The 25552-nt window shown below is 50.5% G+C and carries 31 protein-coding genes; 20 read left to right on the plus strand and 11 right to left on the minus strand.

The window, feature by feature from the left end; genetic code table 11:
* Positions 1-11: 11 nt before the first annotated feature.
* From ABD028_RS01670 to ABD028_RS01750, 17 genes are all read left to right on the plus strand, one after another.
* On the plus strand, positions 12-455 hold the full coding sequence (locus tag ABD028_RS01670; RefSeq protein ID WP_343840980.1) for a GNAT family N-acetyltransferase: 444 nt from the start codon (positions 12-14) through the stop codon (positions 453-455).
* A complete protein-coding gene (gene pdxH, locus ABD028_RS01675; RefSeq protein ID WP_343840983.1) occupies positions 455-1033 on the plus strand; it encodes a pyridoxamine 5'-phosphate oxidase in 579 nt (192 codons plus the stop codon). Before ABD028_RS01670 ends, pdxH begins: the two co-directional genes overlap by 1 nt.
* A gap of 57 nt (positions 1034-1090) precedes the next feature.
* Positions 1091-1444 (plus strand): putative quinol monooxygenase, encoded by a 354-nt coding sequence (locus ABD028_RS01680; protein WP_343840986.1) that lies wholly within the window; start codon positions 1091-1093, stop codon positions 1442-1444.
* Between the two features lie 2 nt (positions 1445-1446).
* The gene (locus ABD028_RS01685; protein WP_102798030.1) at positions 1447-2058 is read left to right on the plus strand and encodes a Crp/Fnr family transcriptional regulator; all 612 of its coding nucleotides are present in this window, start codon (positions 1447-1449) and stop codon (positions 2056-2058) included.
* A gap of 57 nt (positions 2059-2115) precedes the next feature.
* Positions 2116-2742 (plus strand): NAD(P)H-dependent oxidoreductase, encoded by a 627-nt coding sequence (locus tag ABD028_RS01690; protein WP_343840990.1) that lies wholly within the window; start codon positions 2116-2118, stop codon positions 2740-2742.
* A complete protein-coding gene (locus tag ABD028_RS01695; protein ID WP_102798032.1) occupies positions 2739-3185 on the plus strand; it encodes a DMT family transporter in 447 nt (148 codons plus the stop codon). Before ABD028_RS01690 ends, ABD028_RS01695 begins: the two co-directional genes overlap by 4 nt.
* Positions 3182-3916 (plus strand): GNAT family N-acetyltransferase, encoded by a 735-nt coding sequence (locus tag ABD028_RS01700; protein WP_343840992.1) that lies wholly within the window; start codon positions 3182-3184, stop codon positions 3914-3916. The genes ABD028_RS01695 and ABD028_RS01700 overlap by 4 nt, the downstream gene beginning before the upstream one ends.
* Positions 3917-4057: 141 nt before the next feature.
* Positions 4058-4777 (plus strand): bifunctional protein-disulfide isomerase/oxidoreductase DsbC, encoded by a 720-nt coding sequence (gene dsbC, locus ABD028_RS01705; protein WP_343840995.1) that lies wholly within the window; start codon positions 4058-4060, stop codon positions 4775-4777.
* Positions 4778-4810: 33 nt separating this feature from the next.
* Complete coding sequence (gene recJ / locus ABD028_RS01710; protein ID WP_343840998.1) at positions 4811-6532, plus strand: single-stranded-DNA-specific exonuclease RecJ; 1722 nt, start codon at positions 4811-4813, stop codon at positions 6530-6532.
* Positions 6529-6813, plus strand: coding sequence for a hypothetical protein (locus ABD028_RS01715; RefSeq protein WP_102798036.1), 285 nt, complete (start codon positions 6529-6531; stop codon positions 6811-6813). The genes recJ and ABD028_RS01715 overlap by 4 nt, the downstream gene beginning before the upstream one ends.
* A gap of 59 nt (positions 6814-6872) precedes the next feature.
* Positions 6873-7571, plus strand: coding sequence for a DNA repair protein RecO (gene recO, locus ABD028_RS01720; protein ID WP_343841001.1), 699 nt, complete (start codon positions 6873-6875; stop codon positions 7569-7571).
* A gap of 15 nt (positions 7572-7586) precedes the next feature.
* On the plus strand, positions 7587-8318 hold the full coding sequence (pdxJ, locus tag ABD028_RS01725) for a pyridoxine 5'-phosphate synthase (RefSeq protein WP_343841004.1): 732 nt from the start codon (positions 7587-7589) through the stop codon (positions 8316-8318).
* 171 nt (positions 8319-8489) lie between these two features.
* Positions 8490-8867: a holo-ACP synthase gene (acpS, locus tag ABD028_RS01730; protein WP_343841007.1), complete on the plus strand. Its 378-nt coding sequence runs from the start codon at positions 8490-8492 to the stop codon at positions 8865-8867.
* A 6-nt stretch (positions 8868-8873) separates the two neighbouring features.
* Positions 8874-10223 (plus strand): 23S rRNA (uracil(1939)-C(5))-methyltransferase RlmD, encoded by a 1350-nt coding sequence (gene rlmD / locus ABD028_RS01735; RefSeq protein ID WP_343841010.1) that lies wholly within the window; start codon positions 8874-8876, stop codon positions 10221-10223.
* 135 nt (positions 10224-10358) lie between these two features.
* Positions 10359-12506, plus strand: a complete 2148-nt coding sequence (relA, locus tag ABD028_RS01740; RefSeq protein WP_343841013.1) for a GTP diphosphokinase — start codon at positions 10359-10361, stop codon at positions 12504-12506.
* Positions 12507-12595: 89 nt separating this feature from the next.
* Complete coding sequence (gene mazG / locus ABD028_RS01745) at positions 12596-13411, plus strand: nucleoside triphosphate pyrophosphohydrolase (RefSeq protein ID WP_343841015.1); 816 nt, start codon at positions 12596-12598, stop codon at positions 13409-13411.
* Between the two features lie 97 nt (positions 13412-13508).
* Positions 13509-14759, plus strand: a complete 1251-nt coding sequence (locus tag ABD028_RS01750; protein ID WP_343841018.1) for an HD-GYP domain-containing protein — start codon at positions 13509-13511, stop codon at positions 14757-14759.
* A gap of 81 nt (positions 14760-14840) precedes the next feature.
* Here ABD028_RS01750 and ABD028_RS01755 read toward each other — a convergent pair whose 3' ends face one another.
* Complete coding sequence (locus ABD028_RS01755; protein ID WP_343841019.1) at positions 14841-15620, minus strand: NF038132 family protein; 780 nt, start codon at positions 15618-15620, stop codon at positions 14841-14843.
* A 335-nt stretch (positions 15621-15955) separates the two neighbouring features.
* Here ABD028_RS01755 and ABD028_RS01760 point away from each other — a divergent pair, with 335 nt between their 5' ends.
* Genes ABD028_RS01760 through tpx form a run of 3 tightly spaced genes read left to right on the plus strand, consistent with a single transcriptional unit; the run spans position 15956 to position 17611 of the window.
* Positions 15956-16426 (plus strand): hypothetical protein, encoded by a 471-nt coding sequence (locus ABD028_RS01760; RefSeq protein WP_343841021.1) that lies wholly within the window; start codon positions 15956-15958, stop codon positions 16424-16426.
* Positions 16414-17103, plus strand: coding sequence for an aspartate/glutamate racemase family protein (locus tag ABD028_RS01765; RefSeq protein ID WP_343841239.1), 690 nt, complete (start codon positions 16414-16416; stop codon positions 17101-17103). Before ABD028_RS01760 ends, ABD028_RS01765 begins: the two co-directional genes overlap by 13 nt.
* A gap of 10 nt (positions 17104-17113) precedes the next feature.
* A complete protein-coding gene (gene tpx, locus ABD028_RS01770) occupies positions 17114-17611 on the plus strand; it encodes a thiol peroxidase (RefSeq protein WP_343841024.1) in 498 nt (165 codons plus the stop codon).
* A 59-nt stretch (positions 17612-17670) separates the two neighbouring features.
* Here the strand turns inward: tpx and rpoS are convergent, their stop codons facing one another.
* The 10 genes from rpoS to ABD028_RS01820 all read right to left on the minus strand — a co-directional run bounded on the left by rpoS (position 17671) and on the right by ABD028_RS01820 (position 25550).
* A complete protein-coding gene (gene rpoS, locus ABD028_RS01775; protein ID WP_102798047.1) occupies positions 17671-18651 on the minus strand; it encodes an RNA polymerase sigma factor RpoS in 981 nt (326 codons plus the stop codon).
* A 78-nt stretch (positions 18652-18729) separates the two neighbouring features.
* Positions 18730-19548 carry a peptidoglycan DD-metalloendopeptidase family protein gene (locus ABD028_RS01780; protein WP_343841028.1) on the minus strand — a complete coding sequence of 273 codons (819 nt, stop codon included), beginning with the start codon at positions 19546-19548 and terminating at the stop codon, positions 18730-18732.
* Between the two features lie 30 nt (positions 19549-19578).
* Positions 19579-20157, minus strand: coding sequence for a YqaA family protein (locus ABD028_RS01785; RefSeq protein WP_102798049.1), 579 nt, complete (start codon positions 20155-20157; stop codon positions 19579-19581).
* Complete coding sequence (locus ABD028_RS01790; RefSeq protein ID WP_343841032.1) at positions 20154-20804, minus strand: protein-L-isoaspartate(D-aspartate) O-methyltransferase; 651 nt, start codon at positions 20802-20804, stop codon at positions 20154-20156. The genes ABD028_RS01785 and ABD028_RS01790 overlap by 4 nt, the downstream gene beginning before the upstream one ends.
* 9 nt (positions 20805-20813) lie before the next feature.
* Entirely contained in the window at positions 20814-21560 is a 747-nt protein-coding gene (surE, locus tag ABD028_RS01795) for a 5'/3'-nucleotidase SurE (protein ID WP_102798051.1), read from the minus strand.
* On the minus strand, positions 21560-22603 hold the full coding sequence (gene truD, locus ABD028_RS01800; protein WP_343841039.1) for a tRNA pseudouridine(13) synthase TruD: 1044 nt from the start codon (positions 22601-22603) through the stop codon (positions 21560-21562). The genes surE and truD overlap by 1 nt, the downstream gene beginning before the upstream one ends.
* A 3-nt stretch (positions 22604-22606) precedes the next feature.
* Complete coding sequence (ispF, locus tag ABD028_RS01805; RefSeq protein ID WP_102798112.1) at positions 22607-23080, minus strand: 2-C-methyl-D-erythritol 2,4-cyclodiphosphate synthase; 474 nt, start codon at positions 23078-23080, stop codon at positions 22607-22609.
* 2 nt (positions 23081-23082) lie between these two features.
* Positions 23083-23796, minus strand: coding sequence for a 2-C-methyl-D-erythritol 4-phosphate cytidylyltransferase (gene ispD, locus ABD028_RS01810; RefSeq protein ID WP_343841041.1), 714 nt, complete (start codon positions 23794-23796; stop codon positions 23083-23085).
* 17 nt (positions 23797-23813) lie between these two features.
* Positions 23814-24101: a cell division protein FtsB gene (gene ftsB / locus ABD028_RS01815; RefSeq protein WP_343841043.1), complete on the minus strand. Its 288-nt coding sequence runs from the start codon at positions 24099-24101 to the stop codon at positions 23814-23816.
* Positions 24102-24185: 84 nt separating this feature from the next.
* Positions 24186-25550, minus strand: a complete 1365-nt coding sequence (locus tag ABD028_RS01820) for a TrkH family potassium uptake protein (protein WP_343841046.1) — start codon at positions 25548-25550, stop codon at positions 24186-24188.
* Positions 25551-25552: the final 2 nt, after the last annotated feature.

Genomic DNA, 25552 nt, shown 5'->3' on the forward strand with positions numbered 1-25552 from the left:
TTGGAGTGTATATGGATAAGTTAGTGGTAAGTGATGACAAGGCGTTGCTGGATCAGCACAGAATCTATGATTTTCTGACTCATCAGAGTACCTGGGCAATGGGTATTTCGCTGTCCGTGGTGCAGAAATCCATACAGCACTCAATCTGTATCGGCGCTTATCTGGACGGTTTACAAGTGGGGTTTTGTCGCGTCATTACCGACCAGGCGACGTTTGCCAATTTGGTGGATGTGATGGTCTGGCCGGAGTATCGTGGTATGGGGATTTCCCACCGTTTGATGGAAGCCGTGTCTGAGCATCCTGCATTGCAAGGTGTGCGGCGTTTTACCCTGGCTACATCAGATGCCCACGGGTTATATCAGAAATATGGTTTTACCGCGTTACACAAGCCACAGACCTTTATGGAAATTTATCGCCCCGACATTTACCAACGCGACACCCGGGAAACGGCCTGATGATTGACCCCATCATTAAATTTCAGCGTTGGTGGCATGCTGCCCTGCACGACTCTCCGCTACAGCAAAAAAGCGCAGTATGTGTATCTACCGTGGATGCACAGGGAATACCTGATGGGCGTTTTGTTGACCTTAAAGCGGCAGATTATAGCGGTTTTGTATTTTGTACAAACCTGGATTCCCCCAAAGGTCTGGCCATATCAGACAACCCTAATGTCGCCATGACCATATGGTGGGATCATATGGGGTATCAGGTGCGTATTGTTGGTCAGGCGCAAGCCATTCAGGATAAAATGGCTGACCAATATTGGCACAGTCGCCATCGTGACGCGAAAATCAGCACGCTGGCATTGCAACAAAGTCAGCCAGTGGCAGACGAGCAACTGCTGTGGGAACAGGTGACTTGCTTCAGTGAGAAGTTTGCAGAGCAGGAAATCGCCCGTCCGGTCAATTGGGGCGGCTATACTGTGGTGCCTCAGCGCATTGAGTTTTTGACCTTTCGGGAATCACGCGTGCATCTTCGCGAGCTGTATATCAAACAACAACAAAGTTGGCATTATCAATTGTTGCAGCCCTGATTCTCTGCTGGAACGCGGTTGTCTGTCGCTCGCCACATTTGTATTTAAGGAAACATTATGTCTAAGAAAGTCTACTGTATTGCTCAATTCCAACCCAAACCGGGCAAGGAAGCGGAATTATTCAAGGTGTTGCAATCCCTTGAACCCAACACCCTGCGTGAAGACGGTTGTCTGCAATACGTGGTGACCCGGCATCTCAGCAGTCCCTTTGCCGAGGGCAAAAGCTTCCCTATTGCCTTTAACGAAATCTGGGCCGATATGGCCAGTTTTGAAGCGCACTGCCAGCGTAAGGAAATTGCAGACTTCTTTGCGACTTACTGCATGGCCGAAAATGGTTTAGCCGCGGATTGGAACGTCTGCATCTATAGCGATGAACCCAGTGATTTCGACGCCCCGCTGTTGGCTGGATAGAAATGACCAGCAGCACTCAGGTTGCACTGGCCGAACTGCGCCAGAAGATGCAAAGTTATGCGCCGTTGTCTGACCAGACCTGGCAGGCAATGCGCGAGATTTGCCGGACTCAAATGTTACCCAAGGGCACCTACTGGCTGAAACCCGGCCAACAACCTGACCGCTTTGCTTTTGTGCACCGAGGGCTGCTGCGTATCTACGTGACGGACGGGCAGGGCCGCGAATACAACAAAATGTTTTTTGCCGAGGGCAGTTTCCCTGGCAGTATGGCGGCGCTTTTAGAGAAACGACAGTCTGATTTTGGCCTGCAGGCATTAGAGGACACCTGCCTGCTGGAAATTGATTTTGCCGCCTATCGCAGCTTACTGCAGCGTTTCCACGATCTGGCCCTTTATCAGGTGCACTACCTGGAAACCAACTGGTTACGCGCCAAGGATGTGCGCGAAGTGGCGTTGGTGCAGGAGGATGCCGCCAGCCGATATACTCGTTTTATGGATGAATTTGGCTATCTTGCCCATCGGTTACCTCAATATCATATCGCCTCGCATCTGGGCATTACGCCCACCCAGCTTAGTCGTATAAAAAAAGCCGGCATTATCAACCTATGTAAATGAGTCAGCTGTGGCAGACCCTTATGCTTTTCCTACTGATTCAAACAGAGGAAAAACATAATGTCTCTCATCGAAGCATTAAACTGGCGCTACGCAGTACGCACGTTTTCTGAACAAAAACTGGACGACATGCAGGTTCTGCAGTTGCTGGAGGCCACCAGCATGAGCGCTTCGTCCTATGGCCTGCAACCTTATCGTATTCTGGTGGTGCAGAATGACGGGCTCAGAGAAAAGTTGCTGAAGCATTCATTTGGTCAGAATAAGGTCAAGGATTGCTCGCACCTGCTGGTCTTTGCAGTGACTACCAAACCGGCGATTGGCTTAGTGGATGAGCATTTCCAGCGGGTCAGCAGCATCAGAGACGAAGCGATTGACCAATATGTCGGCTACGCCAACCATATGAAGTCTGTGCTGGGGGGAATGAATGAACAGGCACAGCGGCAGTGGGCCCATGAACAAGCCTACATTGCCCTCGGGACCTTGCTGACTAGTGCGGCGATGTTACGTATTGATAGCTGCCCCATGACAGGTATTGACCGGCAAGGTTTTGACCAGGAATTGGATCTGGCCCGTTTTCAATTGACTACCTCCTTTATCTGTACCTTAGGTTATCGCCATCCTGATGATCTGGCCGCCAGCAAGGCTAAAGTCAGGGTGCCACTGTCTGATCTGGTGGACTGGCAATGAAACTGCTAGGCATTCTGGCGCTTTTAGCGGGGGCTGCCATTGCCACTCAGGCCAGCATGAACGCGCAACTTGGTGTGTTGTTACGTAATTCTTTGCTGGCCACCGCCATTGCCTTTACCGGCAGTATGTTGGTAACCCTGTTGGTACTGCTTAGCAGCAGCGCCCATTTGCCTAAACTGGATACCTGGTTGGCAGTACCTGTGCACTTATGGTTTGGTGGTGTGTTAAGTGCATTAGGCGTGGGCTTGTTTTATTACCTGATCCCTAAAATGGGCGTAGGGCCGATGATGTCATTTGCACTGACCGGGCAACTGCTGGTGGCGATGCTGGCCAGTCATTACGGGTGGTTTGGACTGCCGGTAAAGTCGCTGGATGGCATCAAGTTTTTGGGCATTGCTGCCCTTATCACCGGGATACTGCTGATTAACTGGAGAAATGCATGAATAAATCCTCCCTGTTATGGCAGGCGAATATCGATAACCAAGTGGCCCTGTGGCGATTTATGGGGGCTGACACCCTTAACCTGCAAGGTGAACTCTGGCATACATCTGTCAGTTGGCCGAATAAGCTCTGGCCTGACAAACTGCATAATGGTTTGGGTGAAGCTATGCTTCACTTACTAATAGATGAGCTAGCACCCTGCACTGTGGTGCCTGTGTGGACCGGGTTGCATCAAGAGTGCCCTGAAACTTTACCTGGACTGGTTAAAACCGGCGAGTTGGTGCAAATGTACCTTGATCTACAGGATTATGAGCAGTCCATAGGCACAGATAAGGTGGAGCTGGTGCATGTACAGGACCAAACTAGCTTACAACAGTGGTGGCAGATATGTCAGCAAGCCTTCGGCTACGACATCGATATTGAAGTGATGCGCAGATTGATGGCGGAATCTGCGGTGAGAATACTGATGGCGGTAAATAACGGACAGCCCCAGGGTACAGCATTGTTGCTGACAACCGGCAGGGTGGTTGGGCTGCATCAGTTTGGTGTGGCACCTGCTTTTCAGGGGCAAGGCTTAGCCAAACAGATGCTGCTGCAGATACTGGCACTGGCCAAGACCTGGCCAGTTGATTATATGACATTGCAGGCATCCAGTGCCGGGTTAGGGTTATATACAAAGCTGGGGTTTGTTCAACAAGGCAAAGTACATAGCTATATGCTCAATCCCGTATGACTGCAGATGGTCTGACTGGATGCGGTGTCCGGCGTTTGTGGCTTTGACACCCTCTGACAAGGGGGTACAATGATTATCTTTGTAACTTTCAGGCCAACGGACAGGTCTACTATGTCAGTATTCGGAACAATTGGAAATACGATGCAAAAAGCCAAGTTAACGATCTTTGCTGCCTTGTTGGGAATGATTTCTCTGGGCGCGCAAGCCAAGGAAGACTACAGTCAAATCAAAGCCAAGCTGGTGGAAACGCTGGGGCTGTCGGTCAGTAATATTGAACCCGCCCCTGTGCCTGGTTTGTTGCAGGCGCTGACCAGTCGAGGCCTGTTCTACATCAGTGAAGACGGTAAATACCTGGTGCATGGCAGAGTGTTTAACTTGGATAATCAACTGCTGAATGAAACCGAAATGGCGCTGGGCTCGGTGCGGGCCGAGGGCATTAAGAAGTTCGATGATTCCATGGTGGAATTCAAAGCCAAGGATGAAAAGTACAAGGTCACGGTATTTACCGACACCACTTGTGGTTATTGTCGCAAATTACATTCGCAGATAGATCAGTATAACGATATGGGAATTACCGTACGTTACCTGGCCTTTCCCCGCGGAGGTGTAAACAGTGAAGGTTATCAGGACCTGTTGTCTGTCTGGTGTGCGGATAACCCGAAAAAAGCCATGACCGACGCCAAAGCAGGTAAGGACATCGCCAGTAAAAGTTGCAACACCAAAGTCAGCGAACAATATGACTTTGGCCAGCAAATTGGCATAAATGGTACGCCAGCAATAATTCTGGAAGATGGCACGCTTATCCCAGGCTACCAACCACCATCTGCGTTGAAAGCCCTGTTAGACGAACACCACTCCTGATAAAGGGCGCGCAAGCGCCCTTTAAAATGTCCTATGCTGAATATTCGTTACCGACAAGCCGAATCCTGGCTGGAGCAAGAGGCTCCACTGCATCCGCGTTTAAAACAAATCTATGCCGGCCGGGGTATCCGCCAGATGGCGCAATTACAGCACAGCACCAAAGCTTTGCTGCATTACCAACAGCTAAACGGCATTGAGCAGGCTGTGTCTGTGCTGGCCAGTGCTCTGCAGCAAGCCAGAAAGCTGGTCATTATCGGCGATTTTGATGCCGATGGGGCTACCAGTACCGCCCTGTGTATGCTGGCCCTTAAACAAATGGGGGCGACGCAGGTTGATTACCTGGTGCCGAATCGTTTCGATTTTGGTTATGGCCTGAGTCCGCAGATTGTTGATATGGCCCATCAGCAAGGGGCTGAATTGCTGATTACGGTGGACAATGGTATTGCCTGCCTGGCGGGGGCCAGACGCGCCCGCGAGCTGGGCATGCAATTGCTGATCACCGACCACCATCTGCCGGGCAGTGAGTTGCCCCCGGCAGATGCCATAGTGAATCCCAATCTGACCAGATGCGATTTTCCGTCGAAAAACCTGGCCGGGGTGGGGGTGGCATTTTATCTGATGCTGGCTTTGTGTCGTCATTTGCAAAACACTGGCTGGTTTACGCAAGCTGCAATACCTGTGCCTAATCTGGCCGACTTGCTGGATTTGGTGGCCCTTGGCACTGTGGCCGATGTGGTCCGTTTGGACCAAAACAACCGTATCTTAGTGCATCAGGGGCTGCAGCGAATTCGCAGCGGCCGCTGTCGACCTGGTATTCGCGCTATGGTGGAAGTGGCCGGACGGGAATGCGGACAAATTGCTGCATCTGATCTGGGGTTTGTACTGGGCCCCAGATTAAATGCCGCCGGCAGACTGGATGATATGGCGATGGGCATTGAATGCCTGTTAGCAGAGGAAGAAGGCAAGGCCAGACGTATGGCGGTGGAGCTGGATAGCCTTAACCGCGAGCGCCGGGAAATCGAAAGCAGTATGCAGGCCGAAGCCCTAAAAACCCTCGAGTTGCTAAGCTTTAACGAGCAGCAACTGCCGTCCGGATTGGTGTTATATCAGGCTGATTGGCACCAGGGAGTAATAGGTATACTTGCCGGGCGGATCAAAGACCGCTATTTCCGCCCCACCATCGCCTTTGCCCATCAGGATGACGAGGTGCTAAAAGGCTCGGCTCGTTCTATCCCTGGCCTGCATATTCGTGATTTACTGGAAGAGATCAACAGCCGCTATCCGGGCATTATTGAAAAGTTTGGCGGTCATGCCATGGCGGCTGGCCTGTCGCTTAAAGCCGAAAAGTTACCGGCTTTTGAACAGGTATTTCAGCAGGTGGCGGACGAATGGTTGCAAGGAAAATCCCTGCAGGGAGAACTGTGGTCAGATGGTCAATTGGACGGCAGTGAACTGAATCTGGACTTCGCGCAGTTGTTGAAAGAATCTGGTCCCTGGGGCCAGGGCTTTGAAGAGCCATTATTTGACGGTGAATTTGAACTGCTGGACCAGCGACTGGTAGGTGATAAACATCTGAAAATGATGGTAAAGCAAGGCTCCGGGCCGCTGTTGGACGCCATTGCGTTTAATGTTGATTTGGCGGTATGGCCAAACCGGCAAATCAAGCAGGTGCAGCTTGCCTATCGGCTGGATATTAATCATTTCCGCGGCAAAGTCTCCCTGCAGCTTATGGTAGAGGCATTAGCAGCATTATGAGCAAAGCCAACAAAGCCGTGCAGCAAATGTTGCAACGCCATCCTGATTTAGTCCATTCCCAGGATATGAAAGTCCGCTCTCATGTGCAGCGGGAAGAAGATGAATGGTTGGTCAACACCCTGATGCTGGAGGGGCAGGATGTGCCGTTTAAATTCCGTCGCAAAAAGCGTTATCGCAGTTTGCAGGGGGCGCGCATCAATATTACTTACTATCCGGATACCGAAGTGGTGGCCGGACTGGAATTTGAATATATGAAAATCGTGCGGATTCGCCAGAGCTGAACGACTTTTACCCCTGACTACTGCTATTATGCACGGATTCTGACAATCGGGTATCCCCCTTGAATCACAGCAGTTTCGAAGCCTTTGTGCTGCACCGTCGCCCTTACCGGGAAACCAGCTTTCTGGTGGATATATTCAGCCGTGAGTCTGGTCGCATCAGCCTGGTGGCCAAAGGGGTACGTAACAGTAAAAGCGCCAACCGCAGTCTGTTGCAACCTTTTGTGCCCTTGCAAATTAGCCTGGTGGGGCGTCATGAGCTTAAGAACCTTAAACAGGTAGAAAGCACCGGTCGGGCCATCCCGTTACAGGGTACCGCGCTGTTTTGCGCTTTGTATCTCAATGAACTGTTACAACGTTTGCTACCCTTGGAATTGTCGGCGGAAAACCTGTTTGATGCTTATGTACAATCTCTGCTGAAGCTGCAAGCCGGTCAGGCTTTTGAGCCGTTGTTAAGGGAATATGAACTGCTACTGTTGGCCGAGTTAGGTTATCAGATTGATTTCTATCATGATGCTGAGTCAGAGCAGGCCCTGCGCGGAGACAAATTTTACTGCCTTGATATTGAGCAAGGCTTTGTGCTTAGCCCGGTACAAAAAGCCAGTGCCTCGGATTTTCTCGGTGAGTGGTTGCTGCAGATTGCCGGGGGGGATTGGCAGCCCCATGCGCTACGTAGCGCCAAATTAATTAACCGTATGATGCTTAGGCCCTTACTCGGGAATAAGCCTTTAAAAAGTAGAGAGCTTTTCCAGAGCAATTAGTGGAGTGTAGATGCAATGAAAGACATTTTGCTGGGGGTCAATATTGACCATGTGGCTACCTTAAGAAATGCCCGGGGAACGGCTTATCCCGATCCTGTGCATGCAGCCGAAATAGCAGAAAGAGCCGGAGCGGACGGCATTACTATTCATCTGCGTGAAGACAGACGTCACATTATTGACCGTGATGTGGAAATTTTGCGTCAGACTTTGCAAACCCGCATGAACCTGGAAATGGCGGTTACCGAGGAAATGTTGTTGATCGCATCGCGTATCCGCCCCGAATTTTGCTGTCTGGTGCCGGAAAAACGTGAAGAATTGACCACTGAAGGTGGCCTGGACGTGGCAGGTAATCTGGAAAAGATCCGACTGGCCTGCGGCCGTCTGGCAGCCGAAGGCATACTGGTATCTTTGTTTATTGACGCTGATAAAGCGCAAATTGATGCGGCGAAACAGTCAGGTGCCCCCTATATAGAATTGCACACAGGCGCTTATGCCGAGGCGCGCAACGAACATGAACAGCAACAAGAACTGGCCAAGATCGCAGAGGGCGCGCGCTACGCTCACAGCCTGGGTTTAAAGGTCAATGCCGGCCACGGTTTGACATACCACAATGTCAAGCCCATCGCTGCCATTCCTGAGATGTTCGAGCTGAATATTGGTCATGCCATTGTCGGCCGCGCGGTGTTTGACGGCTTACCTAAAGCGGTGGCAGACATGAAGCGCCTGATGCTGGAAGCCAGACTGTAATGATAATTTCCACAGAGACCCGGAGAACACAGAGGTGACCACAATAAAGATGGATTCGCCGCTTAGGCCAGTTGAATTGCAGGCAACTACAGACTGGTCGGGCGATAGTGCCGGGAATATACCTTCTCTGAATACTCTGTGCATTGTGTGTCTCTATGGTGACGTAACGATATGGCGATAATTGGTCTTGGCACTGACATAGTGGAAATTGCCCGTTTTCAGGAGCCGCTGGAAAAGTCCCGTCGTTTGGCCCAAAGGGTGCTGAGCGACGAGGAATTACTGGAATTTGATCAGCATAATTTCCCGGCCCGTTTTCTGGCCAAGCGTTTTGCTGCCAAAGAAGCCATGGTTAAAGCCATTGGCACTGGCATTGGCAATGGCGTTAGTTTCCGCCAGATGGAAGTGCGCCATCATGCCAGTGGTGCACCTTATCTGCATATCAGTGGCTATTTGCAGGAGTTATGTGTGAGCCGGGGAGTCATCTCAACCCACCTTAGTATTGCCGATGAACAGCACTATGCTGTCGCCACGGTAATATTGGAGAGCTGAACAAGCATGGTACAGATTTACAAAGCGGCCAAAGGCCGCAAGCCTGGACCGGTCAGTCTAGCCAATCAGCTTCTGACTATTGATGAGCTGGATCATGCTGGTATGGGGGTATGTCGCAGCCATCAGCCGGTGGTTTTTGTGGAAGGCGCATTACCCGGTGAACAGGTAGAAACGCGCATCATCCAAAAAAAATCCCGCCACTGGCAGGGGCAGGCGGTGAAAGTATTGCAATCCAGTCCCGAGCGGATCGAGGCATTTTGCCCGCATATAAACCAATGTGGTGGCTGTCAGAATCAGCATATTGGTCAGACTGATCTGCTTGCACACAAGCAACAGGCGGTGGCGCAGTTGCTAAGTCGCCAGTCAGGGGTATCTGCACTGCCCTGGCAACCCCCTTTACAAGGGGACGATCGTCACTACAGAAGAAAGGCCAGACTGGCTGTCGATGCACAAGGCAAAGGCGGGCCAAGTGTCGGTTTTCGTGCTAAAGGTAGCGACAAGGTAGTGAACATCCGGCAATGCGCTATTCTAACTCCGGCATTGCAGTCAGTGCTCACGCCGCTGCTACAAGCTGTGAAGGCGTTAAAGGGCGTTAGAGCCATCGGACATATTAGTTTGCTGGATGCCGACAATCAGCTTCAGGTATGTTTGCGAGTTACCCGGGATTTACCGGCAACCGATCTGGCGCAATTGCGAAGTCTGGCAGAGAAGTGCAAAGTTTCCCTGCTATTGGAAACGGCACCGGAACGCTTTGAATACCTTTCAGGTGAAAGGCTGAATGCCAGTTATCAGCCTGCCACTGGACTGAACCTGACAATCGGCCCCAATGACTTTATTCAGGTCAATAGTGCCATCAACCAGGCAATGGTGGCACAGGCTTTGGAATGGCTCGATGTCGCGCCAGGTGAACAGATATTGGATTTGTTTTGTGGTGTGGGTAACTTCAGCCTGCCGCTGGCCAAAGCTGGCACCAAGGTCGTCGGCATTGAAGGTGTTCAGGCCATGGTAACGCGTGCCAGGGACAATGCGCAGAATAACGGGCTGGCGGTGGATTTTCGCTGTATGGATCTCAGTGACAGTCAGGCATTACTTAGTTTACCGGTCAAGGTGGATAAGGTGCTGCTTGATCCGGCCAGAGCTGGCGCCCTTGAGCTTATGCCTGTGCTACACAAACTAAAGCCCGGGGCGATTTGTTATGTGTCCTGCAATCCGGCAACCTTTGCCCGCGACATCGCCATACTGGCCGAAAAAGGCTGGCGCATAGATAAGATCAATCTGATGGATATGTTTCCCAATACCGCTCATACCGAGTTGATGGCGCTACTAAAACCTTCCGGGGCAACGGGCAAAGCATAAGGCGTTTGATAGTGTTCGACCTGATAAAGCTTGAACTCCCGACCCCGACAGGATGAAATGACAACTGACAACTGACAACTGACAACTGACAACTGACAACTGACAACTGACAACTGACAACTGACAACTGACATTATGGTTTCCATACGTAAGGTACATAAGCAAACTCTGGCCTTCTCCCAGTGGCTGGCTTCATTGCATCTGCCGGCAGACACCGCCGCCAGACTAGCAGCGCTTCAGGAACGCTTTGACTGTCCGCTGATGGGACGGGAAATGGTGGAAATCCTGCATGAACTGCACATGGATGACGATACCCTACAAGCGGCCTTAATGTTGCCGTTGATTGAACAGCAGCAGTGGCAGGAAGAACTCATTGCTGAGCGGCTGGGTAACGACATGCTGGGGTTAGTGCAGGGGGTGAGACGCATGGAAGCCATTCGCACCTTACACAATAATAAGCAGGCCCGTACCGACGAAGCACAGATAGACAATTTACGTCGTATGTTACTGGCGATGGTGGAAGATGTGCGGGCGGTCGTGATCAAACTGGCCGAACGTATATGTACCCTGCGCGACGTTAAAAACGCAGACGAAGAAACCCGGGTACTGGTGGCGCGGGAGTGCGCCAGCATTTATGCGCCTTTGGCTAACCGTTTAGGCATTGGTCAGCTGAAATGGGAACTGGAAGATCTGTCGTTTCGTTATCTGCACCCGGAAACCTACAAGCAGATAGCGGGATTACTGGATGAGAAGCGTGAAGATCGCGAGCAATATATCAGCGATTTTGTCAGTAATTTGCAACAACAGTTGGTTGAACAGCAAATTCGCGCCGAAGTGTATGGCAGGCCGAAGCATATCTACAGCATCTGGAAAAAGATGCAGAAAAAACACCTGGGTTTTGAACAACTGTATGACATCCGTGCGGTGCGTATTATTGCCGAGCGTTTGCAGGATTGCTACGGCGCGCTGGGGATTGTGCACGCCAACTGGAAGCATATTCCTCGCGAGTTCGATGATTATATTGCCACGCCTAAGCCTAACGGCTATCAGTCTATTCATACTGTGGTGGTCGGGCCACAGGGTAAGGCGGTAGAGATCCAGATCCGTACCCAGCAAATGCATCAGGACGCAGAACTGGGGGTTGCCGCCCACTGGAAGTATAAGGAAGGTGCGCCGGGTGGACGCAGTGGTTACGAAGAAAAAATCAACTGGTTGCGCAAGATACTGCAGTGGCAGGAAGAGATGGCCGAGTCCGGCGATCTGGTGGAAGAGCTGCGCAGCCAGGTATTTGACGACAGGGTCTATGTCTTCACTCCCAAGGGCGATGTGGTCGACCTGCCACTGGGTTCAACGCCACTGGATTTTGCTTACTATATTCACTCCAATGTCGGCCACCGCTGTATTGGTGCCAAAGTGTTTGGGCGCATTGTGCCCTTTACCTATCAGTTGCAAACCGGTGATCAGGTAGAAATTCTCACCGGTAAACAGTCCAATCCCAGCCGCGACTGGATGAATCCACATCTGGGCTATGTGCACTCGTCAAGGGCGCGGGCCAAAATCCATACCTGGTTCAAAAAACTAGACCGGGATAAAAACCTGCAAGCCGGTAAAGAAACGCTGGAGAAAGAACTGCAGCGCATCAATTTACCTGTCAAAGAAGCGGCTCTGGCATGCGAGAAGTTTAATTTTGCCCATCTGGACGACTTGTATGTGGCCATCGGCGGTGGTGATGTGCGGTTGTACCAGGTGGTTAATTTTCTGCAGCAACGTCATGCACCGCCCGCGCCGCTGGATCTGCGCCTGAAGAAAAAGCCACATCCGGCTCAGGGTAAAGATGCGGTGGTAGTGGAAGGGGTAGGCAATCTGATGACGCAACTGGCAGGATGCTGCCAGCCGTTACCGGGGGATCCGATTCAGGGCTTTATTACTCAGGGCCGCGGTGTCAGCGTGCATCGGGAGGATTGTGAACAACTCGCCCATTTGATGCAGGAACATCCCGAACGCAGTATTGAAGTGAACTGGGCTGGTGAGCGCAGCGGTGCGTTTGAATCCAATGTGGAAATCCTCTGTGCCGATCGCGACGGTATTTTGCGCGATATCACCACGATTCTGGCCAACGAGAAAATTGGTTTATTGGGGGTGAACAGCCTGAGTAACGCCAAAGAACACACCGCCAGAATCAATCTGAAGTTGGAAGTGAAAGACTTAAACAGCCTGGCTAAAATCATTGCCAAGCTTAAGTTGGTTAATGGTGTGGCTGAGGTGCGTCGCTCTGAACTTTGAGCTGTTGGTTAGCCGTCGTCAGAGCTTTTATGTCGGAATCAATTCCGACCTACTGTGGGGGCTGACGTTAGAATGATAAGGAACGGGTTTTGACAATCATACATGATCAGAATTATCCCAACCTCGATAAGCTCCTGTGGGTAATGGACAAACTGCGCGACCCGGATGATGGCTGCCCCTGGGATCTGAAGCAAAGTTTTGCCAGTATTGTGCCCTTTACTATCGAAGAAGCCTATGAAGTGGCCGATGCCATCGAACATGGTGAACCTGCAGACATTCGGGAGGAACTCGGCGATTTGCTGTTCCAGGTGGTGTTTTATGCCCGTCTGGGTAAAGAGCAGGCGCTGTTTGATTTCGAAGATATTGCCGGGCAAATGGCAGAGAAGTTGATTCGTCGCCACCCTCATGTGTTTGCCCAAGCAGAGTTTGATGAGACAGAGGTAAAAGCCAACTGGGAAGCCGAAAAGGCCAAGGAGCGCGCCGATAAGGCTGGTGGTAAGGCGATGCTGCTGGACAATATTCCGCAGGCATTACCGGCCTTAACCCGCGCGGCAAAAATACAGAAGCGTTGTGCCAATGTGGGTTTTGACTGGCCGGACACCGATGGCGTGTTTGCCAAAATTCAGGAAGAAATCCTTGAAGTGCAGGAAGAATTAAACCGCCCGCACGTCAATCAGCAAGCGCTGGAAGAGGAGTTAGGCGACCTGTTGTTCGCCACTGTGAATTTAGTCCGTAAGCTGAACAAAGACCCGGAAACCCTGTTAAGAAAAGCCAATCACAAGTTTGAGCAACGTTTTCGCCAAGTGGAACAGCGTTTGGCTGAGCAACATATCCCTCTTGAACAAGCCAGCCTGGAGCAGATGGAAGAACAGTGGCTTAAAGTCAAGAATCTGAAGAGAAATTGAGAAATATCAATGTCATTATTGTGCTCTGGCGCTAAGCTGGTTAGACAAACAGCTGCTTAGTCTGCTGGATTGCCAGAAGTGATAAGAGACAGTAAGCATGGCCAAACTGAAAATTCACCCGGACAGCCTGCGATTGGGCATGTATGTGAAGTTGCCCTCCGGATGGATGAAGCATCCCTTTCTTTTCAATAGCTTTAAATTGAGCAGCCATGAGCAGATTAGGGTCATTCGTGCCTTAAAGTTACCTTATATCCTGATTGATGCAGACAAAAGTGACGTACAACCACAGGAAGAGGTGCAGTTAGCCCCTGAGCCAGTATTGGATGAGGATACACAGCAGTTGCGCGAACAAATGGAGCAGGATAAGCACCAACGCATAGAACAGTTGAAACAGTTTCGTCGCAGTTTGCAGAAAACAGAGAAGAACTTTCAGCGCAGTTTAGTGCAGGTACGTAATCTGATGACTAAGGTGGGTAGCAGGCCCTTGCAGGCAGTAGAAGAAGCACAGCAACTCATCAGCGACATGGCCGATATCATTCTGGGTGAAGAAAATGTTGCCCTGCATCTGATGAACCCGGATAAACAAGGGGATAATCTGTATTATCACTCCCTCAATGTGGCAGTGCTGGCTATGATGCTGGCCAGACAGGGGCAACTTAGCCGGGAGCAAGGTCAAAAGCTTGGACTGGCGGCTTTGTTCCATGATGTAGGCAAGCTCAAGATCCCCAGTCAGGTGTTAAGAAAAACCGATGCGCTGAGCAAGCCGGAAGAGAATCTGCTGAAAATGCACTGTCAGTACGGGGTGGATTTATTGAACCATTCTGACGCCTTTCCTGGTGATATATTGCCGGTAATATTGCAACACCATGAACATATCGATGGCAGTGGTTATCCTCGCGGGCTGTCAGGAAAAGCCATTGATCCACTTGCTCAGATACTGATGCTGGTAAATGAATACGACAACCTTTGTCATCCCAGAGATCCGTCCAAGGCTAAGATTCCCTATCAGGCGCTGTCGTTTCTGTTCAAAAATATGAAAGCCAAGTTGCCGGATAAAGAAACCAAAATGTTGGTTAAATTACTTGGTGTTTATCCGCCCGGCACTGTGGTGATGCTGTCTGACAATAGGGTTGGCATGGTCATTTCAGTGAATACCAGTGATCTGCTTAATCCTTCCTTGCTGATGTATGACGCCTCAGTACCCAGCACTGAAGCGCCGATGATCAGTTTAAAAGAGCATGACCTGAGTATTCTTAAAGTCATTAAACCCTCGCAACTGCCACCACCTATTTTCGAGTATCTTAATCCCCGGGCACGCATCAGCTACTTTGTCGATAAAGCCGGCTAGGGGCTGTTTATCTTTCAGGTCTGGATTGAAAAGATCAACAGCCCCTTATTCGCTCTTTAGCGGAGCGTTATTAATGGTCGGTTATCGATGTTTTCTAACCGCGCCCAACGCCAGCAAACCTAAGCCCATCAGCGTTAAAGGGGCTGGTACAGGCACTGGCGTGCCGATAACGCTGCCACCCACTGTCGCACCGTCAAAGGCCATGCCGCTTTGGAAATCATTATCATTCCAGTTAACCACGCCCATCTGCAAATAATAGTTGCCGGTATTAGCAATGGCATAGCTTGCTTTTATCCAGCCGGTATAACCGCAACCATCGTCATAACAAGTGCCTGAGTCGCTTCCTAGCTGACTCCAGTCCGGCGCCCCTGCAATAATTGGCGTGCTGGCAGGGGTTAAAGTGGCTTCTGGGGTCGGCATATTAAAACCTGGTACGGTATCGCCTCCAGGTGTTGTCCGGGCGGTGAACAATAGAGCCACCTGGTTCATTGCGCTATCGAGCAATCGTGCCCATGCATAGTCGGCAAAGCCAGCTCCATCAGAGGTGACATAATTGAAGAAAAACTCCAGGGAATCGCCTGACTCTGCGCTAAACAGAGGGGACAAGGCCACCGAACCATTTTCGGCACTACCGCTTCCACCGACACCGTCCAATCCAAGACCAATGGTGCCATTCTGAGTACTGACATAACCAAACTCGGTGCTGCCAAAAGGGGAAGTGGTAACATCGCCGTCTGCGGCAGAGCTGCCGAAATTACCCTGACCAGTCCAGCCTGTCATTAAAGAGGCAGAAACCTGCCCTGACAGCCCGATTAGGCTTAAAAAAAGATAAGTTGCGGTTAACTTACTCCTAAACTTCATTTACTACTCCTTGGTAATGTTAAAACAACCTGACGTTGACCTTTGTCAGGCGCGCCGTTTTAAGCATAAATTATTCCTGATGGCTTAAAATTAATAAAAAACAATTGGTTATGATTTTTATTGATGATAAAAGATAAGCAAAGACACAATCTGTGTAAAAAAATGTGACAGTTGGAAGCTGACAGTCATTCAGTCAAACCTGCATGGCATAGTTGTTGTTACCCACTTTGACAGCTATGTTTTTGTATAAAGTATGTTTTCTTCACGTGTAAGCTCTGGTACACATGTCATTATTACCCAGCTGTACGTTTGGAAATGCCATACAACGGATGGGCATGTCAGGAAGTCAGGATGAGGAAGCGGAGTCAGCAGTGTTAGCCCATAAACAATTTTTCACATTACGTCTGGCTGATTATTTGGCGCCGGAAACGGTGGAGGAGTTTGACAGCTGGCGCTTTATGGGCCGCGAATGGACCGGAGAGGCCTTTGGCGCAACAGAGTTTTTGCGTCCACGGGGTAATCCCCATGACACTGTATTGGTAAATCTGGATCTGCAGGAGTTACCGGCACTGAAAATCAAAGAAATTTTGTCCCGCCTGGAATTAGCTCTGACACCTGGCATGGAGGAAACTGAGCTGGCTGCTTTATTGGGTAGCCCTGTCAAACAACATGACTTTTTACCAGATCGCAAAACCCTTGATTACCAGATGTTTCAGCCTGACCCTTATTATCTGTCGCTGACATTGCGCAAAGATAAAGGCCTGACCAATATCTTGTTGATAGCGGAGGAATTATCAAAACCATAGGCTTGCTGGGAGGGATGAGCTGGGAAAGCACACAAAGCTATTATCGGCTTATTAATCAAAACGTCAGGCAACGATTAGGAGGCTTGCACTCGGCCAGTATTATCCTAAACAGTCTCGATTTCGCCTCTGTTGAGAGCTTTCAGCGTCAAGGTGACTGGGAAGGAGCGGCTGAATTATTAGTTGCAGCCGCGTTGCGAGTGCAGCGAGGTGGTGCCGATTGTCTGCTGATTTGTACAAATACTATGCATAAGGTGGCGGATGCGGTTGAAGCCGCACTGGATATACCCTTACTGCATATTGCCGATGCTACAGCGACCGAGTTAAAAGGCCGGGGAATAGACCGTGTTGGCTTGCTGGGTACCGCTTTTACTATGGAACAGGCTTTTTATCGTCAACGCTTGGTGCGACGTGGCCTGGAGGTCATTACACCTGATGAGGATGACCGTCAGACCATCCATCAGGTAATCTATCAGGAACTTTGTCAGGGGCAAATTGTGGACAGCTCCCGGCAGGAATACCTGCGCATTATTCAGCAACTGACTAAACAGGGCGCACAGGCGGTGATATTGGGCTGTACCGAGATTGGTTTGTTGGTCAGTCAGAATGATACCGAGGTACCTCTACTCGATACCACAGTAATTCATGCCCACAATGCGGTGCAATGGGCATTAACTTAAGGAGATATAAATGGCGACTATCACGTTAAAAGGCAATCCAGTAGAAACGGTAGGAGATCTTCCTGCATTGGCAAGTCAGGCCGCTGATTTCAGTCTGGTGAAAACCGATCTTTCTGAAGTGCATTTGGCGGACTATGCAGGCAGTCGCCTGGTTTTAAATATTTTTCCTTCCGTGGATACGCCCACCTGTGCCATGTCTGTGCGTCAATTTAACCAGCAAGCGGCTGCACTGGATAATACTCAGGTGTTGTGCGTATCTGCCGATTTGCCCTTTGCGCTGGCCCGATTCTGTGGTGCGGAAGGGATAGATAAGGTGGTTGGCGTTTCCTGCTTCCGTAGTGACTTTGGTCAGGCGTATGGTGTGACGATTAAAACCGGTCCCCTGGCTGGCTTGCTATCTCGTGCGGTGGTGGTTATTGATGAGAAAGGTAAGGTTGTATACACCCAGCAGGTGGCGGAAATTGCTGATGAACCTGATTACCAGAGCGCATTAGCGGCGCTGGCATAATGGCGCTATAGCCTAAGTAAAAAGGGCTGCCCATGGGCAGCCCTTATTCATTACGCATATTAAGCTTCGCGACTAAATAATGATTCCAGGTTTAACCCCTGGTGACCTAGCATATCGCGCAGGCGGCGCAGGGCCTCAACCTGAATTTGCCTGACCCTTTCACGGGTTAGACCAATCTCCGCGCCGACATCCTCCAAAGTGGAAGGCTCGTAGCCCATCAGACCAAAGCGTCTGGCCAGTACTTCACGCTGCTTGGCGTTTAGTTCATTCAGCCAGTGCACTATGCTTGAACGCATATCTTTGTCCTGAAGTTCATCTTCCGGCCCATGTCCTTTTTCATCAGCGATGATGTCCAGCAAGGCTTTGTCATTATCACTACCGATAGGAGTGTCGACCGAACTGATGCGTTCGTTTAAACGCAGCATCTTGGTGACATCTTCCACCGGTTTGTCCAGGGCTTTGGCGATCTCCTCCGCGGTGGGTTCATGGTCCAGTTTTTGCGCCAGTTCACGAGCCGCGCGCAGGTATACATTCAGCTCTTTCACCACATGGATGGGCAAACGAATGGTCCTGGTTTGGTTCATAATGGCGCGTTCTATGGTCTGGCGAATCCACCAGGTGGCATAGGTTGAGAAACGGAATCCCCTTTCAGGATCGAATTTTTCCACTGCGCGAATCAGACCCAGATTGCCTTCCTCAATCAGATCCAGCAAGGCCAGGCCACGATTGTTGTAACGGCGGGCAATTTTCACTACCAGGCGCAGGTTACTGACAATCATGCGTTTACGTGAGGCTTCGCAACCCTTAAGGGCGCGACGGGCAAAGTAGACTTCTTCTTCGGCAGACAGGAGCGGAGAAAATCCAATTTCTCCCAGGTAGAGTTGGGTGGCATCCAGATTGCGATGCATATCTTCCTGATTGGCTAGAATTTCCTCCATGGGGTCGACTTCGTCATCTACATCTTCAAGCTCTGATTCGACAACGTCATCAAATTCATCATTCAGCTCAGCATCGGTGATGGCAGTTTTCTTTTGACCCATAACAGCATCTCCAGCAAGGTTGTGTGGTTTAGATAATTTCCCTCTTTCGTCCTCTCTCTATGTTGTTATTATTTATTGTTATGGTTGTTTGGGTAAAAACCGCAACGGATCCACCGACTTGCCTTTGTAACGAATCTCAAAGTGCAACATAGTCTGTGAGGTTCCACTGCTACCCATCTCGGCGATTTGTTGTCCGGGCCGCACCCAATCCTGTTCCTTAACCAGTATTTTGCGGTTATGAGCATAGGCGGAAAGATAGGCGTCAGTATGCTTGATGATAATCAGGTTACCGAATCCTCTCAGCGCGTTGCCCGTATAGACAACCTTGCCAACTGCCGACGCTAAAATCGGCGTACCAGGCGAGTTAGCAATATCAATCCCTTTATTTCCCTGTTCCGAAAGCGAAAACTGCCCTATCACCCTCCCATTTGCTGGCCACATCCACTCTGCGACCTGAGATGGAAAATCCGTTGCGACAGCCGTTGTATTTTGTTTATCGGTTCTGACGCTGGACTTTTGAGCAGTCTTAGATTCACCATACGCCTGCTTTTTCGGGGGGTCAACTGGCTGATTTGCTTTTATTTTTGAGGTCCGACCAGATGAATTTGTAACAGGTTTTGTCTGCTTTTTGTTACTTTCCTGTAACATTAATACCTGTCCAGGGTAGATGGCATAAGGCGCTGAGAGCTTGTTAATTCGGGCAAGATCTTTGTAATCATTGCCGGAATACCAGGCGATGGAAAACAAGGTATCGCCTTTTTCCACTTTGTATTGAGCTTGCTTTCCCAGGTCCCTGAATTGTTTAAAGGATTTAGCTTCGCTGAGTTCTACAACCGGGGCGGGGACATGGCGGGTGCTGCAGCCTCCCAACAGGGCGGCTGCAAAAAGCAGTGGCATGCAGCATCCTCGCCAGCCAATCAATGTCTGCTACCTCAACAACAGGTAAGCCACAATAGCCAGTACCACGGTGGCCCAGCCGAGGGTTTCTACATAGTCGCGCAACTTGTCTTCCATTTTCTTACCTCCCCAGCGCATTAATCCAGCTACCAGATAAAAACGCATGGCGCGACCCACGGTAGAGGCGACCACAAAGGGTAGAAATGCCATTTGCAAAAAGCCAGCACTTACAGTGAATACTTTGTACGGAATAGGTGAGAAGCCAGCGATAAAGACCACCCAGACACCGTATTGTTCAAACCAGGCCACGGCCTTATCCATCTTATGCTGATAACCCATTTCCACAATCATCGGGTGTAGCAGTGACTCAAAGGCCAGTAAACCCAGGCAATACCCGGCGATACCACCTAATACCGATGCCACTGAGGTTAAGAAAGCATAACGCCAGGCTTTATCTGGGCTGGCCAGAGCCATAGGGGCCAGCATCACATCAGGCGGTACTGGGAAAAAAATGGACTCGGCGAAGGTCATGCCACCCAAATACGCTGGGGCATGCTTGTGCCTGGACCAAACCATGGCTTTGTCGTAAAGATACTGAAAAATTTTCACATTATGGCTCCCGGCACCAGCGGCACAAACCGCACGGCTTCCACTGTCTTTTGTTCAAACTCATTCCCTGTTCTGGTGACGGCGTACAATTGCTGGCTGGCATTGCCAACCGGGATAATCAGGCGCCCACCATCGTTAAGTTGTTGCAATAGCATTTCAGGCATATGACTGGCGGCTGCGGTGACGATGATGGCGTCAAAGGGGCCTTTGCTGGCCCAGCCCTGCCAGCCATCACCATGTTTCATGGATATATTGTGTAAATCCAGAGCCTGCATACGGCGTTTGGCCTGGTACTGTAAGGCCTTGATACGCTCCACGCTATAAACCTTGGCAAACAGCTGTGCCAGCACGGCTGTCTGGTAACCTGAGCCGGTACCAATTTCCAATATGTTCTGAGCCCGGTTCGGCGCATCCAACAGCAATTCGGTCATGCGCGCTACGATATAAGGCTGTGATATGGTTTGTCCCTGGCCGATGGGCAGGGCAGTATTCTGATACGCCTGATGTTTAAGGGCATCGGGTAAAAAGGCTTCCCTGGGCGTAGCAGCGATGGCATGCAATACCTGAGGATTGCGAATGCCTTCTTTGCTTAGCAACTGGGCAAGGGTTTCCCCTTTTCTGGAGGTAGCTCTAGGTGTTTGACTCATCTGGGTTCTTTATAGTTTTTCAATCCAGCTCTGCATTTCTTCCAGGCTTTGGTAGGCGGTCATATCCACACTTAAAGGGGTAACGGAACAGTAACCCTTGGCAATGGCATGAAAATCCGTACCTGGGCCTGCATCCTGTTCCTGGCCTACTTTACCATACCAGTATATTTCCCGTCCCCAGGGGTCCTGACTTTTCAGCATTGATTCTGCACGATGTCGGCGCCCCTGACGCGTCACCTGAATGCCTTTAAGCTGATCATAAGGCAAGTCTGGTACATTGATGTTGAGTATTTGATCTGCTGCTAAAGGGTGTGCACCAAGGTGGCGAATAATATCGCCAACAATACGTGCCGCTGTGGCGAAATGGCCACCCTGATAATTGCATAATGACACGGCAATGGCTGGCAACCCCATATAACGCCCTTCCGTAGCGGCCGCCACCGTGCCGGAGTATATAACGTCGTCACCAAGGTTGGCGCCATGATTGATACCTGATACGACCAACTGTGGATCATCCTGCATAAAACTGTTGATACCCAGGTGTACACAGTCAGATGGCGTACCATTGACTGCGTAGAAGCCGTTGTTCATTTTCTGGATTCGCAACGGTTGCTGCAATGATAAAGCATTGCTGGCACCGCTGCAGTTTCGATCCGGGGCGATCACAGTGACATCGTGTTGTGCGGCCAGTTCCTGGTACAGACTGGCCAGGCCATCGGCATGCACACCGTCATCATTGCTGAGCAAAATTCGCATTACTTACCCCCTGTTTGTGCTATGGCGGGCTTTGGGTTGAATAGCTCGCGGGTCACTGCCGTGGCAAATCCCCCGGCTGGTAGACTGAAACTTAGGTGAAGACAATCTTCCTGCCAATGCCAAACTAAGTTCTGTGGATATTCAACCAAAGCGCGTCTTTCCTGTTTTAACCCCAAAGCCGCCAGACCTGCACAAAGCTCAGCATGTTGTTGTACCTGGGCACTTTCGTAAGCCAGGGCTGCCCCTTTGCTGGCCAGCGCACCTTCTCCCCACATGGGCGCACTGAGCAATATATCCTGGCTGTTCAGGCGTTGTTGCAACGTCTCATCCCATTGCTCGGCACAGAAAAAACTGTTACTACCTGCCAGCAGCATGATATCGCCATCCATAGGCTGGTTAAAATACTTATCGCGTATCCTGCAACTGACGATTTCATTGAATAACCAGGCTCGAAGTGCCGAGATGGCCATGGAACGTTTTTGCCTGTCGCGAATCGTTTCACCGGCAAGCATTCTTGCACCCAGATGTAAGTTGCCGTTACGGTTGCCAAAGCGTTGCTCACCAAAATAATTGGGTACACCCGCACCAAGCTTTGACAAACGTGAATTGACCTCATCCACTTGGCTGATCTCTCGCAGTACCAGCTCAAAAGCATTGGCTTTATGTGTACCAGTACGCAGTTTACGGTTGTGTCGAACGGCTTTTAGAATGTCTACCCCTGGTAAGGTAAATGCGTTCCAGTCTGGGTCTGTTTTACCTGGCAAATGCACGCCAATCCACTGCTCGGTGATAGCATATTTATCTTTACGGCCGGAAAAACTGACGTTGCGGGGATGGACACCGGCAAATCTGGCCAGTTGTTCGGCCACATTGGCCGTGTTCAGGCCATTTTTTCGTACCCACAAATAAATATGCTCACCTTCACCGCAAGGCTCATAGCCTAGCTGTTCACGCACGATAAAATCTTCGGCAAAGGCTTTGAGTAAACCTGTACCTGAGGGTTGACCCTGCAGGTACTGCCAGTGGACGGTATCAAGATTCAAAGTTTATTCCTTTTCCAGCAACACCACGGCATGGCAGCCAATGCCTTCTTTGCGCCCGGTGAAGCCGAGTTTTTCAGTGGTGGTGGCCTTAACGTTGATTTGCTCCTGGGTGGCATCCAGATCCTCGGCAATGTTTTTACACATGGCATCGACATGAGGCGACATTTTGGGTGACTCCGCCACTATGGTGACATCCAGATTACCGAGGCGATAGCCCTTGTCTCTGACCAGGGCAAACACATGACGCAGCAGATGACGGCTGTCTGCACCGGCATATTGTTGGTCATTGTCGGGAAAGTGTCGGCCAATATCCCCCAGCCCCAGCGCGCCAAGTAAAGCGTCACAGATAGCATGCAGTGCCACATCACCATCAGAGTGCGCCAACAGCCCTTGTACATAGTCAATTTTTACCCCACCGATAACAATGGGACCTATGCCACCGAACTTGTGCACATCAAAGCCATGTCCTATACGCATCTTCATATGCTGCTCCTGCCGTTATGCAATAATTTATTCAGATAAAACTCCGCCAACATAAGATCTACTGGCTGTGTGACCTTGATATTACAGGCATTGCCTTCCACCAGTTGTACTGTGCCGCCAATCCACTCAATCGCAGAGGCTTCATCGGTGATCGCAACGTTGGCATTCAGGGCTTGCTGCAAACTGTCTTTTAACAAAGCCAGAGGAAAAAACTGCGGTGTCAGGGCATGCCACATGCGGCTTCGGTCCAGACTTGTGTTTACCCGGTTATGCTCATCGGCCAGCTTCATTGTGTCTCGTACCGGACAGGCCAGAATGCCGCCAACAGCGCCGCCAGCCAGGGCCAGTAGTTTATCCAGGTCCTGATGAGGCAGGCAGGGGCGCGCCGCATCATGCACCAACACCCACTCTTCATCCTGGATGGCGGCAAGACCGGCCAGTACCGAATCGGCGCGTTCTTCTCCGCCATTCACCTTGGTCAGCCAGGGTTGGCTGGCAATGGGGAGGTCGGCAAAATAGGGATCTTCAGGGTGCAGCGCCAGCACCACCCGACTGATCTGTGGGTGGGCTATCAGGTTCTCGAGCGTTTGTTCCAACATGGTCTTACCCAACAAGGGGAGATACTGTTTGGGGATATCGGCGCGCATACGCTTACCGACACCGGCAGCCGGAACGACAGCAGTAAAGTGTTGGGCTGATGGTGGCGTCATTCTCTGATGATCATGGCTTATTGGTTTGGTGCTTTGGAGGGGAGGATGCGGTAAAAAGTTTCGCCTTCCTTGATTAAGCCCAACTCATTGCGGGCCCGCTCCTCAATGGCTTCAAGCCCCAGTTTCAGGTCCTGAATATCGGCTTTCAACAGATTGTTACGCTGCACCAGCTTGGCATTTTGCATCGCCATCTGCTGAGCTTCCTCTTTCATCTGCCAATAATCAGGAATGCTGTGCTTACCAAACCACAGGCGGTATTGCAGCATGCCAAGCAGGGTAACAAGCACCAAGCTTATCCATTTCATGCCATACCACCTCAATTAATTCGATGCAGGTATTATGCAGGCACAATATTGCCAAGTCTAACCCTTATCTTATTGCTGCTCTGATTAACCTACGGCCAGCCTGGACTCAGGATATGCTATGGTTCTGCTTCTTGGACTGGCAAGGAAATAGGCCAGGGTTAACGGCCCTAGTCGTCCCATAAACATCAGAATGATGATAATCAGCTCACCTGCGGGTGAAAGACTGGCAGTGAGTCCCCGGGATAACCCCACAGTACCCAAGGCTGAAACCGCCTCGAATACCACATCGATAAAGGCCGCCTGTTCGGTGATCAATAGTAAGAATATGGAAATCCAGGTGACACCCACCGATATAACGGTTAACGCCAATGCCTTTTGCACTGTACCGGTGGGAATGGTGCGGCCAAACGCTGTGACAGCACCGTCACGCCGCAGGAAACTGTAGGTTGCCAGCACCAGCACCATAAAGGTTACGACCTTGATACCACTAGCGGTGCTTAACGATCCACCGCCAATAAACATTAACAGCAATGTCAGTGCTGTGGTGGCGTCTTCCAGTTGGTGAATAGCCAGAGTATTAAAGCCCGCCGTCCTGGGTGTTACAGCCTGGAACCAGGCCGCCAGCCATTTCCCGCAGCTACTCAACGCGCCGAGAGTGGCAGGGTTGTCGTATTCAATCCAGTAAATGGCCAGCAAAGCAATGACATTGATGAGCAAGGTCCCTGTCAACATTAAGCGGCTGTAGAGGCTAAGTTTATTCCAGCAGCGCTTGCGCCACAGTTCCATCCACACAGAAAATCCCAGACCACCAGTAATAAATAAGGCGGTAATCGTCAGGTTGATGACAGGATCTGCCACATAGGGCATCAGGCTGTCAGGACTCAAGGCAAAGCCAGCATTGTTGAAGGCCGATATGGTATAGAAAAATCCATGTAGTAAACTGGTTTTCCAGCCAAGCTCGGCTGACCAATACAGGGTCAGAATCAGCATGCCGATACTTTCTACTATCAACGAAAACCACAACACCGATTTTGCAGTGCTGACTAAGGTGGATGTGTCGGTCTGATTAAATGCTTCTTTGGCAATGGTTTGCTGTAAGAAGCCAATTTTTCCGCCAAGGGCCAATAGCGTAACAACGGCAAAGGTCATTAGTCCCAGACCGCCCAGTTGTATCAATATGGCAATTACTAATTGACCAAACAAGGTAAAGGCCGATCCTGTATCCACCACTACCAGGCCAGTAACCGTTACTGCAGAGGTGGCAGTAAACAGGCTTTGCATCCAGCCGATAGATTGTGTGCTGGCAAACGGCAGTTTTAATAGCAGCATACCAAGCACTATCAACATCACAAACCCGCCACAAAGCACTAAAGGAGGAGCTGCATGGATTTTCTTTGATGCTTTGGGTTTACGCTCCAGACGGCGTACTCTGGGTTGCCACTGCACCATCA

Origin of the sequence: Bowmanella denitrificans, from assembly GCF_039522935.1 — a bacterium.
Lineage (GTDB): Bacteria > Pseudomonadota > Gammaproteobacteria > Enterobacterales > Alteromonadaceae > Bowmanella > Bowmanella denitrificans.

Excerpts from the sequence above, each read along its gene's own strand:
- ABD028_RS01670 (WP_343840980.1), top strand. The coding sequence starts at position 12 with ATGGATAAGTTAGTGGTAAGTGATGACAAGGCGTTGCTGGATCAGCAC.
- pdxH (WP_343840983.1), top strand. The coding sequence starts at position 455 with ATGATTGACCCCATCATTAAATTTCAGCGTTGGTGGCATGCTGCCCTG.
- ABD028_RS01680 (WP_343840986.1), top strand. The coding sequence starts at position 1,091 with ATGTCTAAGAAAGTCTACTGTATTGCTCAATTCCAACCCAAACCGGGC.
- ABD028_RS01685 (WP_102798030.1), top strand. The coding sequence starts at position 1,447 with ATGACCAGCAGCACTCAGGTTGCACTGGCCGAACTGCGCCAGAAGATG.
- ABD028_RS01690 (WP_343840990.1), top strand. The coding sequence starts at position 2,116 with ATGTCTCTCATCGAAGCATTAAACTGGCGCTACGCAGTACGCACGTTT.
- ABD028_RS01695 (WP_102798032.1), top strand. The coding sequence starts at position 2,739 with ATGAAACTGCTAGGCATTCTGGCGCTTTTAGCGGGGGCTGCCATTGCC.
- ABD028_RS01700 (WP_343840992.1), top strand. The coding sequence starts at position 3,182 with ATGAATAAATCCTCCCTGTTATGGCAGGCGAATATCGATAACCAAGTG.
- dsbC (WP_343840995.1), top strand. The coding sequence starts at position 4,058 with ATGCAAAAAGCCAAGTTAACGATCTTTGCTGCCTTGTTGGGAATGATT.
- recJ (WP_343840998.1), top strand. The coding sequence starts at position 4,811 with ATGCTGAATATTCGTTACCGACAAGCCGAATCCTGGCTGGAGCAAGAG.
- ABD028_RS01715 (WP_102798036.1), top strand. The coding sequence starts at position 6,529 with ATGAGCAAAGCCAACAAAGCCGTGCAGCAAATGTTGCAACGCCATCCT.
- pdxJ (WP_343841004.1), top strand. The coding sequence starts at position 7,587 with ATGAAAGACATTTTGCTGGGGGTCAATATTGACCATGTGGCTACCTTA.
- acpS (WP_343841007.1), top strand. The coding sequence starts at position 8,490 with ATGGCGATAATTGGTCTTGGCACTGACATAGTGGAAATTGCCCGTTTT.
- rlmD (WP_343841010.1), top strand. The coding sequence starts at position 8,874 with ATGGTACAGATTTACAAAGCGGCCAAAGGCCGCAAGCCTGGACCGGTC.
- relA (WP_343841013.1), top strand. The coding sequence starts at position 10,359 with ATGGTTTCCATACGTAAGGTACATAAGCAAACTCTGGCCTTCTCCCAG.
- ABD028_RS01750 (WP_343841018.1), top strand. The coding sequence starts at position 13,509 with ATGGCCAAACTGAAAATTCACCCGGACAGCCTGCGATTGGGCATGTAT.
- ABD028_RS01755 (WP_343841019.1), bottom strand. The coding sequence starts at position 15,620 with ATGAAGTTTAGGAGTAAGTTAACCGCAACTTATCTTTTTTTAAGCCTA.
- ABD028_RS01760 (WP_343841021.1), top strand. The coding sequence starts at position 15,956 with ATGTCAGGAAGTCAGGATGAGGAAGCGGAGTCAGCAGTGTTAGCCCAT.
- tpx (WP_343841024.1), top strand. The coding sequence starts at position 17,114 with ATGGCGACTATCACGTTAAAAGGCAATCCAGTAGAAACGGTAGGAGAT.
- rpoS (WP_102798047.1), bottom strand. The coding sequence starts at position 18,651 with ATGGGTCAAAAGAAAACTGCCATCACCGATGCTGAGCTGAATGATGAA.
- ABD028_RS01780 (WP_343841028.1), bottom strand. The coding sequence starts at position 19,548 with ATGCCACTGCTTTTTGCAGCCGCCCTGTTGGGAGGCTGCAGCACCCGC.
- ABD028_RS01790 (WP_343841032.1), bottom strand. The coding sequence starts at position 20,804 with ATGAGTCAAACACCTAGAGCTACCTCCAGAAAAGGGGAAACCCTTGCC.
- surE (WP_102798051.1), bottom strand. The coding sequence starts at position 21,560 with ATGCGAATTTTGCTCAGCAATGATGACGGTGTGCATGCCGATGGCCTG.
- ispF (WP_102798112.1), bottom strand. The coding sequence starts at position 23,080 with ATGCGTATAGGACATGGCTTTGATGTGCACAAGTTCGGTGGCATAGGT.
- ispD (WP_343841041.1), bottom strand. The coding sequence starts at position 23,796 with ATGACGCCACCATCAGCCCAACACTTTACTGCTGTCGTTCCGGCTGCC.
- ftsB (WP_343841043.1), bottom strand. The coding sequence starts at position 24,101 with ATGAAATGGATAAGCTTGGTGCTTGTTACCCTGCTTGGCATGCTGCAA.
- ABD028_RS01820 (WP_343841046.1), bottom strand. The coding sequence starts at position 25,550 with ATGGTGCAGTGGCAACCCAGAGTACGCCGTCTGGAGCGTAAACCCAAA.